16 protein-coding genes are annotated in these 17,494 nt (G+C 63.1%); 7 read left to right on the top strand and 9 right to left on the bottom strand.

The window, feature by feature from the left end:
* Nucleotides 1-45: 45 nt before the first annotated feature.
* From queA to MTR64_RS03280, 5 genes are all read right to left on the bottom strand, one after another.
* On the bottom strand, nucleotides 46-1,074 hold the full coding sequence (gene queA / locus MTR64_RS03260) for a tRNA preQ1(34) S-adenosylmethionine ribosyltransferase-isomerase QueA (RefSeq protein WP_243990742.1): 1,029 nt from the start codon (nucleotides 1,072-1,074) through the stop codon (nucleotides 46-48).
* Nucleotides 1,075-1,155: 81 nt separating this feature from the next.
* Nucleotides 1,156-1,836, bottom strand: a complete 681-nt coding sequence (locus tag MTR64_RS03265; protein WP_243991076.1) for a peptidylprolyl isomerase — start codon at nucleotides 1,834-1,836, stop codon at nucleotides 1,156-1,158.
* 99 nt (nucleotides 1,837-1,935) lie between these two features.
* The gene (gene coaD, locus MTR64_RS03270; RefSeq protein ID WP_243990744.1) at nucleotides 1,936-2,454 is read right to left on the bottom strand and encodes a pantetheine-phosphate adenylyltransferase; all 519 of its coding nucleotides are present in this window, start codon (nucleotides 2,452-2,454) and stop codon (nucleotides 1,936-1,938) included.
* Nucleotides 2,454-3,338 (bottom strand): polyprenyl synthetase family protein, encoded by an 885-nt coding sequence (locus MTR64_RS03275; protein WP_243991078.1) that lies wholly within the window; start codon nucleotides 3,336-3,338, stop codon nucleotides 2,454-2,456. Before MTR64_RS03275 ends, coaD begins: the two co-directional genes overlap by 1 nt.
* Nucleotides 3,339-3,365: 27 nt before the next feature.
* Nucleotides 3,366-3,620 (bottom strand): exodeoxyribonuclease VII small subunit, encoded by a 255-nt coding sequence (locus MTR64_RS03280; RefSeq protein ID WP_243990747.1) that lies wholly within the window; start codon nucleotides 3,618-3,620, stop codon nucleotides 3,366-3,368.
* A 140-nt stretch (nucleotides 3,621-3,760) separates the two neighbouring features.
* Here MTR64_RS03280 and purL point away from each other — a divergent pair, with 140 nt between their 5' ends.
* The gene (gene purL, locus MTR64_RS03285) at nucleotides 3,761-5,920 is read left to right on the top strand and encodes a phosphoribosylformylglycinamidine synthase subunit PurL (protein ID WP_243990749.1); all 2,160 of its coding nucleotides are present in this window, start codon (nucleotides 3,761-3,763) and stop codon (nucleotides 5,918-5,920) included.
* Between the two features lie 66 nt (nucleotides 5,921-5,986).
* Here purL and serB read toward each other — a convergent pair whose 3' ends face one another.
* Nucleotides 5,987-6,871, bottom strand: coding sequence for a phosphoserine phosphatase SerB (gene serB, locus MTR64_RS03290; protein ID WP_243990751.1), 885 nt, complete (start codon nucleotides 6,869-6,871; stop codon nucleotides 5,987-5,989).
* Here serB and miaA point away from each other — a divergent pair.
* From miaA to MTR64_RS03315, 5 genes are all read left to right on the top strand, one after another.
* The gene (gene miaA / locus MTR64_RS03295) at nucleotides 6,864-7,850 is read left to right on the top strand and encodes a tRNA (adenosine(37)-N6)-dimethylallyltransferase MiaA (RefSeq protein WP_243990753.1); all 987 of its coding nucleotides are present in this window, start codon (nucleotides 6,864-6,866) and stop codon (nucleotides 7,848-7,850) included. The genes serB and miaA overlap by 8 nt on opposite strands.
* A gap of 249 nt (nucleotides 7,851-8,099) precedes the next feature.
* A complete protein-coding gene (gene ilvB, locus MTR64_RS03300; protein WP_243990756.1) occupies nucleotides 8,100-9,842 on the top strand; it encodes a biosynthetic-type acetolactate synthase large subunit in 1,743 nt (580 codons plus the stop codon).
* A 28-nt stretch (nucleotides 9,843-9,870) separates the two neighbouring features.
* Entirely contained in the window at nucleotides 9,871-10,389 is a 519-nt protein-coding gene (gene ilvN, locus MTR64_RS03305) for an acetolactate synthase small subunit (protein WP_243990771.1), read from the top strand.
* 107 nt (nucleotides 10,390-10,496) lie between these two features.
* On the top strand, nucleotides 10,497-11,516 hold the full coding sequence (gene ilvC, locus MTR64_RS03310) for a ketol-acid reductoisomerase (RefSeq protein WP_243990773.1): 1,020 nt from the start codon (nucleotides 10,497-10,499) through the stop codon (nucleotides 11,514-11,516).
* Nucleotides 11,517-11,648: 132 nt separating this feature from the next.
* Nucleotides 11,649-11,960, top strand: a complete 312-nt coding sequence (locus MTR64_RS03315; RefSeq protein WP_243990776.1) for an I78 family peptidase inhibitor — start codon at nucleotides 11,649-11,651, stop codon at nucleotides 11,958-11,960.
* Here the strand turns inward: MTR64_RS03315 and MTR64_RS03320 are convergent, their stop codons facing one another.
* Nucleotides 11,961-13,100 (bottom strand): epoxide hydrolase family protein, encoded by a 1,140-nt coding sequence (locus tag MTR64_RS03320; protein WP_243990779.1) that lies wholly within the window; start codon nucleotides 13,098-13,100, stop codon nucleotides 11,961-11,963.
* A 297-nt stretch (nucleotides 13,101-13,397) separates the two neighbouring features.
* Here MTR64_RS03320 and leuA point away from each other — a divergent pair, with 297 nt between their 5' ends.
* Nucleotides 13,398-15,065 (top strand): 2-isopropylmalate synthase, encoded by a 1,668-nt coding sequence (leuA, locus tag MTR64_RS03325; protein ID WP_243990780.1) that lies wholly within the window; start codon nucleotides 13,398-13,400, stop codon nucleotides 15,063-15,065.
* Nucleotides 15,066-15,161: 96 nt separating this feature from the next.
* On the opposite strand, the gene MTR64_RS03330 is transcribed toward leuA, so the two are convergent.
* Nucleotides 15,162-15,785, bottom strand: coding sequence for a PilZ domain-containing protein (locus MTR64_RS03330; protein ID WP_243990781.1), 624 nt, complete (start codon nucleotides 15,783-15,785; stop codon nucleotides 15,162-15,164).
* A 463-nt stretch (nucleotides 15,786-16,248) separates the two neighbouring features.
* Nucleotides 16,249-17,427: an FAS1-like dehydratase domain-containing protein gene (locus tag MTR64_RS03335; protein ID WP_243990782.1), complete on the bottom strand. Its 1,179-nt coding sequence runs from the start codon at nucleotides 17,425-17,427 to the stop codon at nucleotides 16,249-16,251.
* Between the last annotated feature and the right edge of the window lie 67 nt (nucleotides 17,428-17,494).

Raw genomic sequence — 17,494 nt, forward strand, 5'->3', positions numbered from 1 at the left:
GCGCGAGCAAGGCTGCGGTTCCAAGACCCTTTGTCCAAAGAACAACTAGGGCAGCAACAAGCTGGAATCGCCGTAGGAATAGAACCGGTACCCGCTTGCGATCGCGTGTGAATAGACCGCCTGCATCCGCTCGCGCCCCATCAGCGCCGAAACGAGCATAAACAGGGTCGACTTGGGCAGGTGGAAATTGGTCATCAGCCCGTCGATGGCCTTGAAGCGATAGCCCGGCGTGATGAAGATCGAGGTGTCGCCTTCGAACGGGCGGATCACGCCATCTTCGCCCGCCGCGCTTTCGAGCAGCCGCAGCGATGTCGTGCCGACCGCGATCAGCCGGCCGCCATTGGCACGAACCGCATTGAGGCGCTCTGCCGTTTCCGCATCGATGTGGCCCCATTCGGCATGCATGCGGTGATCGTCGGTGTCGTCTGCCTTTACCGGAAGAAACGTGCCCGCGCCGACGTGCAGCGTCAGCGTTTCCCGCGCAATTTTCGCCGCATCCAGTCGATCCACCAGTTCCGGTGTGAAGTGCAGCGCCGCTGTCGGTGCCGCCACGGCGCCTTTCTCGCGCGCGAACATGGTCTGGTAATCGCTCGCGTCGGCTTCGTCGGTCTCGCGCTTGCCAGCAATATAGGGCGGCAAAGGCATCCGCCCGGCCCGTTCGAGCAGTACTTCGACCGGTTCTTCGCCCTCAAAGAGCAAAGTCCAGCTGCCGTCTTCGTGGCGCTGCTCCGCAAGAGCGGTGACATCCGCCGGAAAGGTAATGCGATCACCGGGCTTGAGGCGCTTGGCGTTGCGCACGAAGGCCTGCCAGCGCCGCAGATCGATCCGCTTGTGCAAGGTGGCCCCGATCCGTGCCTCGCCCCGCTTGCCCTCAAGCTGCGCCGGGACCACGCGCGTATCATTGAAGACCAGTACGTCACCCTCGCGCAGCAGATCCGGAAGGTCGCGCACGTGACGGTCCGCGAAAGCCGCATCACCCGCGACCACCAGCATCCGCGCGGCATCGCGCGGCCGGGCCGGACGCAGGGCAATGCATTCGGGCGGCAAATCAAAATCGAACAGGTCAACACGCATGGCGCGGCGCGCTAGACGAGCAGGCGCGCTTCGACAAGGTCCGCAATACCGGCCCGGCTCAGCCTGAGCGGGCCGAAAGGATCAATTCGACTTGGAATTGCTCAGCTGATCAGCGGTAATCGGCGTGGATGCAGCCTGCATCGCGGCGAAATCCGGTGGAGGCAGCTGCTGTGATGCCAGCGAAGCCTGGACGATCTTCGTGGGATGCTCGGGCGGCTCGCCGCGCTGAATCTTGTCGACATATTCCATGCCTGAGATCACGCGGCCGAACACGGTGTACTTCCGGTCAAGCGCGAAGCGCGGGTAGAAAACGATGAAGAACTGGCTGTTCGCGCTGTCCGGATCATTGGTGCGCGCCATCGAAACGGTGCCGCGCAAGTGCGGCATCGAATTGAACTCGGCCTTGAGGTCCGGCAGATCCGAACCACCCTGTCCCGTGCCGGTCGGGTCCCCGGTCTGCGCCATGAACCCGTCGATCACGCGGTGGAATATCTGGCCATTGTAGAAGCCCTGCTTCGCCAGCGACTCGATCCGCTCGACATGATGCGGCGCCCATGCCGGCATCAGGCGGATCACCACGCGGCCGCCGTCCGACAGGTCGAGATTGAGCACGTTGTCGGGATCGTGCGTGGGATCGGGATCGACGAAGGTGGGCAACGCCACCGGAGCCGGAGTGACCGGTTCCTTTTTCTTCGCGATCGCGGGAGAGGCAACGAGCGCAACGCCCATCATCAATGTGGTCAGCGGCAGGCGAAACTTCATCGAATACTCACAAACAGGTCCGATCATGCCATGGCGGATAAAGCCCGGCCGCTGTCGGCACAATGAATGATTTTGGGGAAGATCAGGGCTGCGCCCCGTTCAGTAGTCCCCCTGAAGACCGTTGGCGGCGATACGGGCCACGACATCCTCGCGTACGGCGGGGCTGACGAATTTCGCGATATCGCCGCCAAACAGGGCTATTTCCTTGACCAGCTTGGACGCAATGGGCTGCAGACTGACGTCTGCCATGAGGAACACCGTCTCGATGTTCGGGTTGAGCTGCTGGTTCATCCCGGCCATCTGGTATTCGTATTCGAAGTCCGCCACGGCGCGCAAGCCACGCACGATCACGCTCGCACCCTGCTTCTGGGCAAACTTCATCAGCAGCGCGTTGAAGCCGACCACTTCGACATTGCTGATGCCCATCGCCGCCACTTCACGCTCAACCATGGCCATGCGCTCTTCAGCTGTGAACAGCGGATTCTTGGACATGTTGGTGGTGACGCCAATGATCAGCTTGTCGACCAGCTTGGCTCCGCGCCGGATGATGTCGGCGTGGCCGAGCGTAAGAGGATCGAACGTGCCTGGATAGACACCGATCCGTTCGCTGACCGTCATCAATGATCCCTCTCGACGATATAGCGCGCGACCGCACGCAGAAGATCGGCCTCGCGGCCATGCTGGGCAAGATGCTCGACTGCCTGTTCAACCAGCATGCGCGCCTGTTCGCGCGCACGTTCAGGGCCGAGCAGCGAGACGAATGTCTGCTTGCCGGCGACGGCATCCTTGCCGACGGCCTTTCCGGCCACCGCTGCATCGCCTTCATGATCGATGAGATCGTCGGTGATCTGGAAGGCCAGACCGATATCGCGTGCATAGCCGCGCAAATGCGTGCGGCCTTCTGGCGCGACCCGTCCGAGGACCGCACCCATCTCCACCGCCGCGCCCAGCAGGGCACCGGTCTTGAGCTGCTGCAACCGGGTAACGGTCTGCAGATCGAACTCGCTGGTCTCTGCAACGAGGTCCATCATCTGGCCGCCGGCCATGCCGCGCGCGCCGCTGGCCTGCCCCAGCGTCTGGACCAGTTCGATGCGCGTGAACGGGTCAGCGCTCGTCGCCGGATCGGACAGCACCTCGAACGCGAAGGCATGGAGCGAATCGCCTGCCAGAACCGCGGTGGCATCATCGAACGCCAGATGCACGGTGGGCTTTCCGTGGCGCAGGGCATCATTGTCCATGCACGGCAGATCGTCGTGGATCAGCGAATAGACATGGATCGCCTCGATCGCGACACCGGCCCGCACTGCCGCCTCGCGTTGCACGCCATACATGTTGGCGACCGCCGTCAGCAGCAGCGGCCGCAGCCGCTTGCCGCCGCCAATCGCGGCATAGCGCATGGCTTCGATCAGCCGTGCGCGGGCATCATCCGGAACAGGAAGAAGCGCGTCAAACGCATCGTCGATTTCGCTGGCGATGCGCGCCAGTCCTTCAGCCAGCACCATGTCTGTGACGCCCGGCGCGCTCACGGCTCAGCGCTCCGCCGCATCGAACGGCTGCGTGCCAGCAGCCGCGCCATCGGGACCGGTCACGATCCGTTCGATGCGGGCCTGCGCGGCGTCGAGCCGCTTCTGGCAATGCTGACGCAGTTTCTCGCCCTTTTCGTAAAGCGAGATCGAATCCTCAAGCGGCACGTCCCCGCTCTCGAGCTGGCGCACGATGGTTTCAAGGGCACGCAGAGCATCTTCGAAGCTCAGCTCTGCGATCTCTTCGGTCTCTCCGGTCATGCCGCAGCAATGGCGGCACCGCCGGGCACGGTCAAGGTGGGAACCGGAGAATTCCGGGATCCCCCGGAAATCGGACACGAACGTGCGAACTCGCTGCAGCGGGCTAGCGCATACGACAGGACGGGGCTAAGGCGCGACGCATGAGCGGAATCACCCCTGACGTCGTCGAGGCGCATGGCCTCAACCCCGAAGAATACGAGCGCGTGCTGCATGCGCTGGGCCGCGAGCCCAACCTCGTCGAGCTCGGCATCTTCTCTGTCATGTGGTCGGAGCATTGCTCGTACAAGTCGAGCCGCTTCCACCTGAAGAAACTGCCGACCGAGGCGCCCTGGGTCATCTGCGGCCCCGGCGAGAATGCCGGCGTTATCGACATCGGCGACGGACAGGCTGCTATCTTCAAGATGGAGAGCCACAACCACCCCAGCTACATCGAGCCCTATCAGGGCGCGGCGACGGGCGTGGGCGGCATCCTGCGCGACGTCTTCACGATGGGCGCGCGCCCCGTTGCCAACATGAACGCGCTGCGCTTCGGCCGTCCGGACCACCCCAAGATGAAGCACCTCGTGCAGGGCGTCGTCGCGGGCATTGGCGGCTACGGCAATTGCGTGGGCGTGCCCACCGTCGGCGGCGAGACGAACTTCCACAAGGCCTATGACGGCAACATCCTCGTCAACGCGATGACCGTGGGCGTGGCCGATACCGACAAGATTTTCTACTGCGCCGCCACCGGCCTCGGGAACCCGATTGTCTATGTCGGTTCGAAGACCGGCCGCGACGGCATCCATGGCGCCACCATGGCCTCGGCCGACTTTGACGAGAACTCGGACGAGAAGCGCCCGACCGTGCAGGTGGGCGACCCCTTCACTGAAAAGCTGCTGATCGAAGCCTGCCTCGAACTGATGGCGACCGACGCCATCGTCGCCATTCAGGATATGGGCGCCGCGGGGCTCACCTCGTCTTCGGTTGAAATGGCCAGCAAGGGCGGCGCCGGCATCCGCCTCGACATGAACAAGGTGCCGTGCCGCGAAGAGGCGATGACGCCTTACGAGATGATGCTGTCCGAGAGCCAGGAACGCATGCTCATGGTGCTGAAGCCGGGCAAGGAAGCCATGGCCGAAGCCATCTTCCGGAAGTGGGAACTGGACTTCGCCGTGATCGGCGAAGTGACCGACACCGGCCACATGGTGCTGGAATTCAACGGCGAGGTCGTCTGCGACATCCCGCTGGGCCCGCTGGCCGACGATGCGCCGGAATACGAGCGCCCCTACGTCTCGCCTGAGGAATACAAGGCATTGGCCGCCGTTCCCGCGCTCGGCGATGTGCCGGAAAGCACCGACATCGGCGCGGACCTCGTCAAGCTGATGGGCTGCGCGGATCTCGCCTCGCGCAAGTGGATCTGGGAACAGTACGACAGCCAGGTCGGCGCGGACACGATGCAGAAGTCAGGCGGTGACGCCGCAGTGGTCCGCGTCCACGGCACGCAGAAGGCGCTTGCGATCAGCACCGATTGCAGCCCGCGTTACTGCTACGCCGATCCCTATGAAGGCGGCAAGCAGGCGGTCGCGGAGACCTACCGCAACATCAGCGCGGTCGGCGGACTGCCGCTGGCGATCACCAACTGCCTCAACTTCGCCAATCCGCAGCGTCCGCAGATCATGGCCCAAATCGTCGGCTGCCTGAACGGCATGGGCGATGCTTGCCGTGCGCTCGACTACCCGATCGTGAGCGGCAACGTCTCGCTCTACAACGAATCGAAGGCAACCGGTGGCGGCTCGGCGATCCTGCCGACCCCGGCCATCGGCGGCGTCGGCCTGCTAAACGATCACGACAAGATGGCGACTATCGCGTTCAAGAACGACGGCGACGAGGTGTTTCTGCTCGGCGGCAATGGCACGCACCTCGGCCAGTCGCTGTGGCTGCGCGAAATCGCGGGCCGTGAGGCAGGCGATGCCCCCGCAGTCGATCTCAAGGCCGAGGCTGCCCACGGCGCCGCCGTACGTGGCTGGATCGGCCAAGGCAAAGTTACCGCCGTCCACGACGTCAGCGACGGTGGCCTGCTGGTGACACTCGCCGAAATGGCATTGGCCAGCGGCAAGGGCTGCACGCTCGATAAGCCGCTCACCACCGCCGAAGCTTTCGGCGAAGACCAGAGCCGCTATGTTGTGACCGCTCCCGCAGGCACAGCGCTGCCGGGCGCCGTCAAGATCGGCTCGGTCGGTGGCTCCACTGTTGGAGGCGTTGAAGTTGCCGCGCTGCGCGAAGCCAACGAGGCATTCTTCAAGGACTGGATGGAAGCCTGATCGCTTACTGACAGTTCAGACGTATTTACCGCCCCCTTGCCCGTCAGGCTTGGGGGCGGTTTCGTATCAGCCCTGCACCCAGTCCTTCTCGGGAATGCCGAGCAGGCGCAACACGCTCGTCAGGTCGCCGCGATCGATCCAGCCATTGGCAGCCGCACGGGCCTTGGGCTTGGCACGGTAGGCGATGCCGTAAGTCGCGGCCTGCAGCATCGGAATATCGTTGGCGCCGTCACCGGTCGCAAGGCTGGTCGCCCCTTCCGGCTCCTCTGCCATCAGCGAATCCAGCGTCGCCTTCTTCACCGAGCTGTCGACGATCCCGCCGACCAGCCCGCCGGTCAGCTTGCGGCCCGATACTTCGAGCCGGTTGCCGACGACCTGCTCGAAACCCAGCCATTCGGCGACGGGATCGGCGAAGTGATGGAAGCCGCCTGTTACCAGCACGGTGCGGCATCCCAGCTTCTTGAGCGTCTCAACGAGGACCTTGGCTCCGGCCATCGGACGGATACGGCCCGTCAGGCACTGGTCGATCGCATCGATCGAAAGCCCTTCCAAAAGCCCGACGCGCTCACGCAGTGCCTGTTCGAAGTCGAGTTCGCCCTGCATCGCGCGCTCGGTGATGGCCGCGATCCGGTCCTTCAGCCCTGCGAAATCGCCCAGTTCGTCGATACATTCCTGACCGATCATGGTCGAATCCATGTCCGAGATGAACACTTGCGGGACCGCCGGCTCGTCGGCACAGACAAGGCCGTCACTGGGGGCAAAATGTGCGTCCAGCCCGGCACGCAGCGCTGCCGCATCATCATCAGGGGAGTCGATTTCCATCGTCTGCCCGCAGAAATCGAGCATCGAGGCCGAGGCGATCCGCACGCCCGATTGGGCCATGTCCGCTTTCGCGGCTTCGAGCCGGGTCGAAAGATGATCCGGTTCTGCTATCAGGCGGGCAATGAGCACTGCGAATTCCCTTGATGCGTCATATGATATCGAAGCCGGAGACCGGCCGCCGCTGGCGCTCATTGCAGGGCCGACCGCCAGCGGCAAGAGCGATTGTGCGGTCATGCTCGCGCAGGAACTGGAAAGGCGCGGTCGCCGGACGGTCATCGTCAATGCCGACAGTTCGCAGGTCTATGCCGACCTGACGATCCTGAGCGCACGCCCGACTGAAGACGAGATGGGCGGCATCGAACACCGCCTGTTCGGGGCGTGGGATGGGGCGCAGAGCTGTTCCGCCGCCGACTGGGCCCGCGTGGCGCGGGATACGATCGCCGATGTCCATGCCGAAGGCGCAGTGCCGATCCTCGTGGGCGGAACAGGCCTTTATATACGCACCCTGCTCGATGGCATTGCGCCGGTGCCGCCGATCGACCCACACGTTCGCGATGAGGTGCGCGCCCTGCGCGTCGAACAAGCCTTTGCCGCACTGCAGGCCGAAGATCCGGATCGGGCCGCCCGTCTTGCCCCCGCCGACACCACTCGCATCGCGCGCGCATTGGAAGTCGTACGCTCCACCGGCAAGCCGCTTGCCCACTGGCAGGCGATGACTACCGGCGGAATCGGCGATGCCGTCACGCTCTTTCCCGCCATCCTGCTGCCCGAGCGGCAGGCGCTCTATGAGCGCTGCGACTTGCGCTTTGCCCGCATGATCGAGCGCGGCGCGATGGCGGAAGTGCAAGTCCTGCTCGCACGGCGACTCGACCCGGCGCTTCCCGTGATGCGCGCCATCGGCGTGCCCGAACTGGCCGGAGTCGTTACCGGATCGTGGTCTCTGGACGATGCCATCATGCGCGGATCGCAGGCCACGCGCAATTATGCGAAGCGCCAATACACCTGGTTACGCCACCAACCGCCTCCGGAGTGGCCTCGCGTTGAATTTCAAAATTACCATAATGTCGGCGTTATTGATATTTTATTTCCTATTTTTGGGTTGACGTGACAGATAGCATCACATAAAGCGCCCCAACAGCCTGCTGATGGAAGTATTGCAGGGAGGAGAGGTTGACCCGGTACGGCCATTGTCGTGCCGGGTCGGTTTCTTTAGAAGGCGCAAGACCTCGCGAAACGCTTGTTTCCGGGGGCAGTCCCACTATGGATGCGCGCTTTCGAATGGAGCCCGGGCAATCGGGCCTGCATCGATTCGAGACGGCTCGCACCAAACGGGCCAAACTTGATAAAGGAATGTGTTGTGAGTGAAGAGCGCAGCGGCGCAAACATCCTGGTCGAAAGCCTGGTCAAGCAGGGCGTCGAATTCGTATTCGGCTACCCCGGCGGTGCCGTGCTTCCGATCTACGATGCTCTCTTCGGCGACGAGCGCCTCCGCCACATCCTCGTGCGCCACGAAGCTGGTGCGGCCCATGCGGCCGAAGGTTATGCGCGCTCGACCGGAAAGCCCGGCGTCGTACTCGTCACCTCTGGCCCCGGCGCGACCAATGCCGTTACCGGCATTGCCGATGCCTTCCTCGATTCGATCCCGCTCGTCGTCATCACCGGGCAGGTTCCGACCGCGCTGATCGGTTCGGACGCGTTTCAGGAAGCCGATACCGTCGGCATCTCGCGCCACTGCACCAAGCACAACTATCTGGTGAAGGATCCGGCCGATCTGGCCGCGGTCGTCGACGAGGCCTTCCAGATCGCCACCACCGGCCGGCCCGGCCCGGTCCTGATCGACATCCCCAAGGACGTCCAGATTGCCATGGCCACATGGCATGACGGCCCGGCCCAGCGCCGCCAGCGCTATGCGCCGCGCACAAGGGGTGAGATCGAGGAAATCGAAGATGCCGTCGCGATGATCGCGGCAGCCAGGGCGCCCGTGTTCTACACCGGCGGCGGCGTCATCAATTCCGGCCCGCAGGCGACCGCATTGCTGCGCGAGTTGCAGGCCAAGACCGGCGCGCCCGTCACCTCGACGCTGATGGGCCTCGGTGCCTTCCCGGCAGACAGCCGCGACTGGCTGGGCATGCTCGGCATGCACGGCACCTACGAAGCCAACATGGCAATGAATCAGTCGGACCTGATCATCTGCGTCGGCGCCCGCTTCGACGACCGCGTGACCGGCCGCCTCGATGCCTTCGCGCCGAATTCGAAGAAGATCCACATCGACATCGACCGGTCCTCGATCAACAAGACGGTCCGGGTCGACCTCCCGATCATCGGTGACTGCGCGCAGGTTCTCGAGCAGATCCTCGAAGTCTGGGGCGACCGCAAGCCGCAGGACCTGACCGCGTGGAAGGACCGCATCGACACCTGGCGCCAGAAGAAGAGCCTCTCGTTCCCTGACAACCGCGATGCGATCATGCCGCAGCTTGCAATCCAGCGCCTGTTCGCGCTGACCAAGCCGATGGACCCGATCATCTCGACCGAAGTCGGCCAGCACCAGATGTGGGCGGCACAGCACTTCCACTTCTTCAGCCCGAACAAGTGGCTGACGTCGGGCGGCCTCGGCACCATGGGCTATGGCCTGCCCGCCGCGATCGGCGCGCAGCTCGGCAACCCCAACAGCCTTGTCATCGACATCGCGGGCGACGCCTCGATCCAGATGAACATCCAGGAACTGGGTACCGCCACGCAATACCGCCTGCCGGTCAAGGTCTTCATCCTCAACAACGAGTGGATGGGCATGGTCCGCCAGTGGCAGGAACTGACCTACGAGAGCCGCTATTCGAACTCGTATTCGGACAGCTTGCCCGATTTCGTGAAGCTCGCCGAAGCCTATGGCTGGAAGGGCATCCGTATCGAGAACGAAAGCGAGCTCGATGCGGGCATCCAGGCGATGATCGACTATCCCGGCCCAGTGATCGTCGATTGTCTGGTCGCCAAGGAATCGAACTGCTTCCCGATGATCCCTTCGGGCGCCTCGCACACCGAAATGATCCTGTACGGCGATACGGTCGCCGGAACCATGGATGACGAGGCCAAGGCGCTCGTCTGAGCTCGGTCCGCCTAGGAAAATAATGGAAATGATGCACATCAAGCACGAGGCCGAGGAACGGCACGTCCTGACCGTGACGGTCGACAACGAGGCGGGTATTCTCGCCAAGATCGCCGGCCTGTTCACCGCACGCGGCTACAACATCGACAGCCTGACCGTGGCCGACATCACCGAGAACCACGCGGTGAGCCGGATCACCATCGTCACCCACGGCCCGCCGAGCCAGATCGACCAGATTCACGCCCAGCTCGAACGGCTGGTGCCGGTGCACAAGGTCGTCGACCTCACCGAGGCAGGCCCCTTCGTCCAGCGCGAACTGGCGCTGATCAAGGTTGCGGGCGCAGGCGAAAAGCGCGTCGAGGCGCTGCGCATCGCCGACGTGTTCCGCGCAAAGCCGGTCGATACCACGACCGAAAGCTTCATTTTCGAGCTGACTGGCGCTCCCGACAAGATCGACACTTTCGTGGCGATCATGCGCGAGCTGGGCCTTGTCGAAGTGGGCCGTACCGGTGTTGTCGGCATGATCCGCGGCACCAAGGAAGCCTGACCATTTGATCCATGGCTTTCGCAAGACCGGAAGCCTAACCGAACCCCGCGCCACAGGCGCACCGATACCAGGCCCGGCAAAGTCCGGGCCGCCGAAAGGACAGTACGATGAAGGTCTATTACGACGCCGATTGCGACATCAACCTGATCACGGACAAGAAGATTGCCGTGCTCGGCTACGGCAGCCAGGGCCACGCCCACGCGCAGAACCTGCGTGACAGCGGCGTCAAGGAAGTCGCCATCGCCCTGCGCGAAGGTTCGGCGACCGCCAAGAAGGCCGAAGCCGCCGGCTTCAAGGTCCTGTCGAACAAGGACGCCGCTGCCTGGGCCGACATCATCATGATCCTCGCGCCCGACGAGCATCAGGCCGCGATCTATGCCGAAGACCTGCACGCCAACCTGAAGCCCGGCGCGGCTCTCGCCTTCGCCCACGGCCTCAACGTCCACTTCGGCCTGATCGAGCCGCGCGCCGACATCGACGTGATCATGATCGCGCCGAAGGGTCCCGGCCACACCGTGCGCAGCGAATACCAGCGTGGCGGCGGCGTGCCCTGCCTCGTCGCGATCGCGCAGGACACCACCGGCAATGCCCACGACATCGCCCTTGCCTATGCCTCGGGCGTCGGCGGCGGCCGTTCGGGCATCATCGAGACCAACTTCCGCGAGGAATGCGAAACCGACCTGTTCGGCGAGCAGGCCGTGCTCTGCGGCGGCGCCACTGCGCTCGTCCAGGCTGGCTTCGAAACGCTGGTGGAAGCCGGTTACGCACCGGAAATGGCCTACTTCGAGTGCCTCCACGAGCTCAAGCTGATCGTCGACCTGATGTATGAAGGCGGCATCGCCAACATGCGCTACTCGATCTCGAACACCGCCGAATACGGCGACATCACGATCGGCCCGCGCATCATCACCGAAGAGACCAAGAAGGAAATGAAGCGCGTTCTCACCGACATCCAGTCGGGCCGCTTCGTGAAGGCCTTCGTGATGGACAACCGCGCCGGCCAGCCCGAACTGAAGGCCGCCCGCAAGATGGCCCAGCGCCACCAGATCGAGGAAACCGGCGCCAAGCTGCGCGCGATGATGCCCTGGATCGGCGCCAACGCTCTGGTCGACAAGACCAAGAACTGATCAGTTCCTGATCCGGCCTCCCCGGAGGCCAGGACCTACTCCCGGTCCCGCCGCAAGGCAGGGCCGGGAGTTGTCGTTTGAAGGCTGCCGCTATCCGCGCTAGGCTGGCCTTGACGGTCAGGAGAGATGCCCATGATCACGCCCCGCCTCGCCCTTGCTGCCACTCTGCTGAACCTTGCCGCATGTTCCGCCGAAACGCCGCCGGTTGAGGCGGCCATGCCGCCAAGGCCCAGTCTGGAACCCGGTTGTGGTGCTGAAGAGCTGAGTGCCTACATAGGCACGAAAGCTACTGACGAGGCGGTCGCAGCAATCCGCGCCTGGCGCGGCGATCATCCGGTTCGCGTGCTAACGCCCGGAACAATCGTAACGATGGACTACCGCCCCGACCGCCTCAACATCAATGTCGATGCCGATGGCGTGATCAAGGGCTTCCGCTGCACCTGATCAGCGCATGAGCGCGAAGCAGCTGCGTACTTCCTCGACGAATATGTCCGGCTGCTCCCACGCGGCGAAATGGCCACCTTGTAGAGCATCGTTCCAGTACACGAGGTTCTGCAGGATACGCTCGGCCCATTTGCGCGGGGCCCTGGTGATCTCACGCGGAAAGGTCGTCACGCCTGCTGGCAGATGCACCGGCTGCGAGCGGCCGATGGCGTCGAAGCTCTCCCAGTAAAGCCGCGCCGCTGAAGCCCCGGTGGCGGGAAGCCAGTAGAGCATTACATTGTCGAGAATCGCGTCCATCGAAAGGGCATCGAGCGGCGAGCCGCGGTTATCCGTCCACGACCACATCTTCTCGTAAAGCCAGCCCGCCAGAGCCACCGGGCTATCGACGAGACCATAGCCAATCGTCTGCGGCCGGGTCGACTGGATCGCGGAATAGCCGGAATCGACAGCCTTGTACTTCTGGCCCGCCTCTTTCGCGGCCGTCACTTCCGGACTGGGATCGGCGTAGTCCTCACGCGTGGGCCTTGCGACAGGCATGTTGGTATGGATGCCGACCAGTCCTTCGGGCGCCTGCCCCCCCATGACCGTCGTGACGATCGCGCCCCAGTCGCCGCCTTGCGCAAACCAGCGGCCGTAGCCGAGGCGGCGCATCAGTTCGGCCCAGGCTTGCCCGATCCGTTCGACGCCCCAACCGGGTGCGAACGGTTTGCCCGAAAAGCCGTATCCGGGCAACGACGGCACTACGACGTGAAAGGCGTCCTCCGCCCTGCCCCCATGCGCCACGGGATCAGTCAGCGGCGCGATCACCTCCATGAACTCGATCACCGAACCCGGCCAGCCATGCGTCAGGATCAGCGGCATGGCCTGCGGATGCGGCGAGCGGACGTGCAGGAAATGAATGTCGACCCCATCGATTTCCGTCAGATATTGGCCGAACAGGTTCAGCCGCGTCTCGCAGCGGCGCCAGTCGTAGTCACCGGCCCAGTACCGAATGAGGTCGCGCAGCGCGGCCAGCGGCGTTCCCTGAGACCAGTCATTCACCGTCTCGCGCTCCGGCCAGCGGGTCATCGCGATACGGCGGCGAAGGTCGTCGAGTTGCTCTTCGGCAATCGAAAGGTGGAAAGGGCGGATAGCGGTCATCCCGCAAACCTAATCCTCTGCTCTGCCCGCCAGCAAGACCGTGCTCGTATCGGGCTAGCCGCTATGCCGCCACGGCCAAAAAGCGCGATTTCGAGCCAGCTGGACTGCCTTTGCCTCTTTACACGGCGCCAGTGAATGCCCATAGGCACAACCATGAATCTCCGTCTCGGCCTTCTCCTGCGACTTACACGCCCTTGGGCGTGAGTTGACGCGTCGCACCTGCGGCGCGCTCGGCGCCCAAGGGGACCTGAAACAGCGACGCCCAGTAGAAGACGAATTCCCGAGCGAGACACGACCATGACCATGCTGAAAGATCCCTCGGTCAAGTACCGACCGTTCCCGCAGATCGACCTGCCCAACCGCCAATGGCCTTCGCAGGTCATCACCAAGGCACCGCGATGGCTCTCCACCGACCTGCGCGACGGCAATCAGGCGCTGATCGACCCGATGGGCGCCGAAAAGAAGAGCCGCTTCTTCGACCTGCTGGTGAAAGTGGGCCTGAAGGAAATCGAGGTCGGCTTCCCGAGCGCAGGGGCGACCGAGTTCGATTTCATCCGCGGCCTCGTCGATTCCGGCCGCATTCCCGAGGACGTGCTGATTCAGGTGCTGACCCAGTCCCGCCAGGACCTGATCGAACGCTCGTTCGAAAGCCTCGCCGGTGTCCACGCCGCGATCGTCCATGTCTACAATGCCGTCTCGCCCCTGTGGCGCAACGTCGTGTTCGGCATGGAACAGTCCGAAATCCGCGGCATTGCCGAGAACGGGGCGAAGATCATCCGCGACCAGATCGCCAAGTATCCGCAAACCAAGTGGCATGTGGAATACTCGCCGGAGACGTTCTCGACCGCCGAACTCGATTTCTCGATCGAGTGCTGCGAAGCGGTGATGAACATCCTGCAGACCACGCCGGAAAATCCGATCATCCTCAATCTGCCCGCGACGGTCGAAGCGGCAACGCCGAACATCTACGCCGACCAGATCGAGTATTTCTGCCGCAACCTGCCGAACCGTGAATCGGCAGTCATCAGCCTGCACACCCACAACGACCGGGGTACCGGCGTCGCGGCGGCGGAACTGGGCCTGATGGCCGGTGCGGACCGCGTGGAAGGCTGCCTGTTCGGGAATGGCGAGCGCACCGGCAACTGCTGCCTGGTGACAGTCGCCCTCAACATGTACACGCAAGGCGTTGATCCGGAACTGGATTTCTCGGATATCGACGAAGTCATCCAGACCGTCGAGTACTGCAACCAGCTCAAGGTGCCCGAACGCCATCCCTATGGTGGTGAACTGGTCTTCACCGCTTTCTCCGGCTCGCACCAGGATGCGATCAAGAAGGGCTTTGCCGCGCAGGAAACGCGCAACGACCAGCTCTGGTCGATTCCCTACCTGCCCATCGACCCGGCAGACCTGGGCCGCGACTACGAGGCGGTGATCCGCGTCAACTCGCAGTCCGGCAAGGGCGGCTTTGCCTGGGTGATCGAACAGGATCAGGGCCTCAAGCTGCCCAAGAGGATGCAGGCCCATTTCTCCAAGCACGTGCAGGATCTGGCGGACGAACTCGGCCGGGAACTGCAGGCCAGCGACATCTGGCAGGTCTTCCGCAAGGCCTACCGCCTTGATGAGCCGCAGCACTTCCAGTTGATCGACTGGGACGAAGCTAGGAGCGCCGACGGCACCCGCGTCTTCGCTGGCAAGATCGGCGTCAACGGCAAGGAGCAGAGCGTCTCGGGCAAGGGCAATGGCCTCATCTCCTCGGTCATCGCGACCCTGAAGGACAGCTTCGGTGTCGAGCTCGAAGTGCGCGATTATGCCGAACATTCGATGGGCAAGAGCTCGGATGCCCGTGCAGCCGCCTATGTCGAATGCGTGCTGCCCGATGGCCGCACCATCTGGGGCGTCGGCATCGACGAGGACGTCGCCACCGCCAGCGTGCGCGCCGTGCTCAGCGCCGCCAACGCCGCCTGACGCGGCGTCAATTGCAAGACAATTGAAAAGGGGCCGGTCTGGGGACCCGCCCCTTTTTGATGCCCGGCGTACCCGACGAGCATTGGAAGACGGATGCTAGGCCCTGCCTTGCGCCTGCAGTTGATGCACGCGCAAAGCGAACTCTTCCAATGACATGACCTGATGGAACACCAGTCCATAATACGGGTGACGCCGCCAGCGCACCGTCACATCAAACGCCGGCAAGTTGTCAGCCTCAAGACCCAGCACCTGCCCGATCGCGAGATGCTGGGAGGTCTCGATCTTGGCACCCTGACTCGAAAGATCGTGAATGCGGCTTCCGTAAGCAGCTCCGCCATGACGCAGCCGGGCGGAACAATCCAGATTGATGCGCATGGGACGCTTGGGAAACGGTCCGTGTTCGGCCACGAATTGCGAAATATCGATCGCGTCCAGAAACCGGATACCGGCCTCGTTGCCATTCTCCCAGACTTTTTCGACCGCTACGCGTTGACCCGTCGCCGTTTCCAGCACCAGCTCTTCACTATCGACCATAGGATGGAACAGGCGGAGCTTGGCTCCGCTATTCGACACGTCACGAACAATGCATAGAAATTCGCCGGACGCTCCCGCCAACTTGGCACTGCGCAACAGCAGCGCAACGCGCGGTTCGATCCGCTTCTCGTTCAGACCCTCCGCCTCCTCTATCGGACGGCTTTGAGAAAACTCTGGAACCTTCATAACCGGCACCTTGCCTATTCGCCCACCCACCCGAACGCGACCACCCTGTATGGATACGTGTGGGAGTACTGAACGAATTACGTCCAGTTTATGTTACCATTGCCATTAAGTGTATGATGACCGGCGCATTAATCATTTGCACCCGCGACCGGCCAATCCGCGAAATTCGCGCATGATGCGGCATGGGAACGCCCTCACCACCCACCTGCAGATGTGGCTTATACAAACGATATTAATCAAGGTAATCCGGGATTTTGATGCTGACGGCCCCTTCTTGCTCCGCGGCTGCCTGGCGAACCAGGTCGCAAGTCCGACGCAGGCACATTAAAATGCGTTCATTCGCAAGTTTCACTCCAAAATGGACTAATCTAGCGACCGAAAACCCGCTCCGCCCGGTAATGCCGGGAGAAGGAAAAAGGGGCACCCTCCGGCGCCCCTTTTCCATTTCAGCCTTTGCGCCGGATCAGTCCGGCTTCTTTGGCAGCGCAATCTCGGCCACGCCCATGCACATCTTTACGCCCTTCTGATTTTGCATGAGATGCTTGACCTGCACGAGATGGCGACCTTCCTCGTCCACCATCTTGTCGACCACTTCGGCGGTCTGGATGGTCACATCGCCCGAGAGCGCAGGGCCGCGGTAATTGGCGGTGGAGTGGACGACCATGCCGTGCTCGCCCGCCCATCCCGCGAGATAGTCCGTCACCCAGGCGCCCATTGAGGCACCATAGCCATAGGCGCGCGGCATGCCGATCTTGCGTGCGTACCTTGGGAACAGATGGCCGCGCGAAGGGCCGAAATAGGCGCCATCCGTAAGTTCGGGGTTGATACGCTCCATGTGCGGATCATTCTCGTGGCCAGCCATTTCCTTCGTGAAGCCCAGCGCCTCCAGGTCCAGTTCGCGGCGATCGAGCGTACCCCAAGTAGTGAACAGGTAGGAACGCCATTCGGTCGTGAAACTGGCGATGGTGTGCGGACCGAACACGCGCTCGGGAAGCTGGTCTCCCACGCTGACGTCATCCCACCAGCGTTCGCCATGTCCCAGATCGTGAAGCATCTGGATCCACGTGAACTTGCGCTCCTCGATCTGCTCCAGTTCAGCGTCGGTCCATTCCGGCTCTTCGAACTCCGCGGTGTTCACGGTATCGCCGCCGGCATGGGCGAGATACCGGATCGCCGTCGAACGCTGCTTGGCGATCAGTTCGCCGTGCTGGTTGCGGTAAAAGTTGTCCCCGCGCTGGAAGCAGGTCGGCCCGAAGCCTGTGTTCTTGACCGTGTAGTCGAAGGGGATGCGCTCGTTCGTCACGGTGTCACCGCCGAAGACGCGTGGACCGTAATGCCAAAACTCGTCGCCGCCGAAGAGCAGGTGCGAATTCTCGATCTTGCCGACGCACGAAGGCGCTGTGCCATGGCCATCATCCATGACGATCGGGAAGCTCTGCGGCGCCACCAGCTTGCCCCAGCGGCTTTCGGCGGCAAAGGCCGGATCGAAGTGCAGCAGGTTGGGATAGTGCATTGCCTGCACCCAGCGGCGGATGTCGTTATTCCCCAGCGGCTCGCGGATCGGCGAGGAATCGATGACCTTGCCGAGCCACTGATCGATGTCCGAGCAATCGAACGGAATTTCGGTAACGTCATCTGCCATGGCTCAAATCCTCCCAAACGGCCTGCCGGTGCAGCCCGCTACTAATCGACACTGATGTCTAGATCAG

The sequence above is a fragment of the Novosphingobium album (ex Hu et al. 2023) genome (genome assembly GCF_022832385.1).
GTDB classification, from domain to species: Bacteria; Pseudomonadota; Alphaproteobacteria; order Sphingomonadales; family Sphingomonadaceae; genus Novosphingobium; species Novosphingobium album.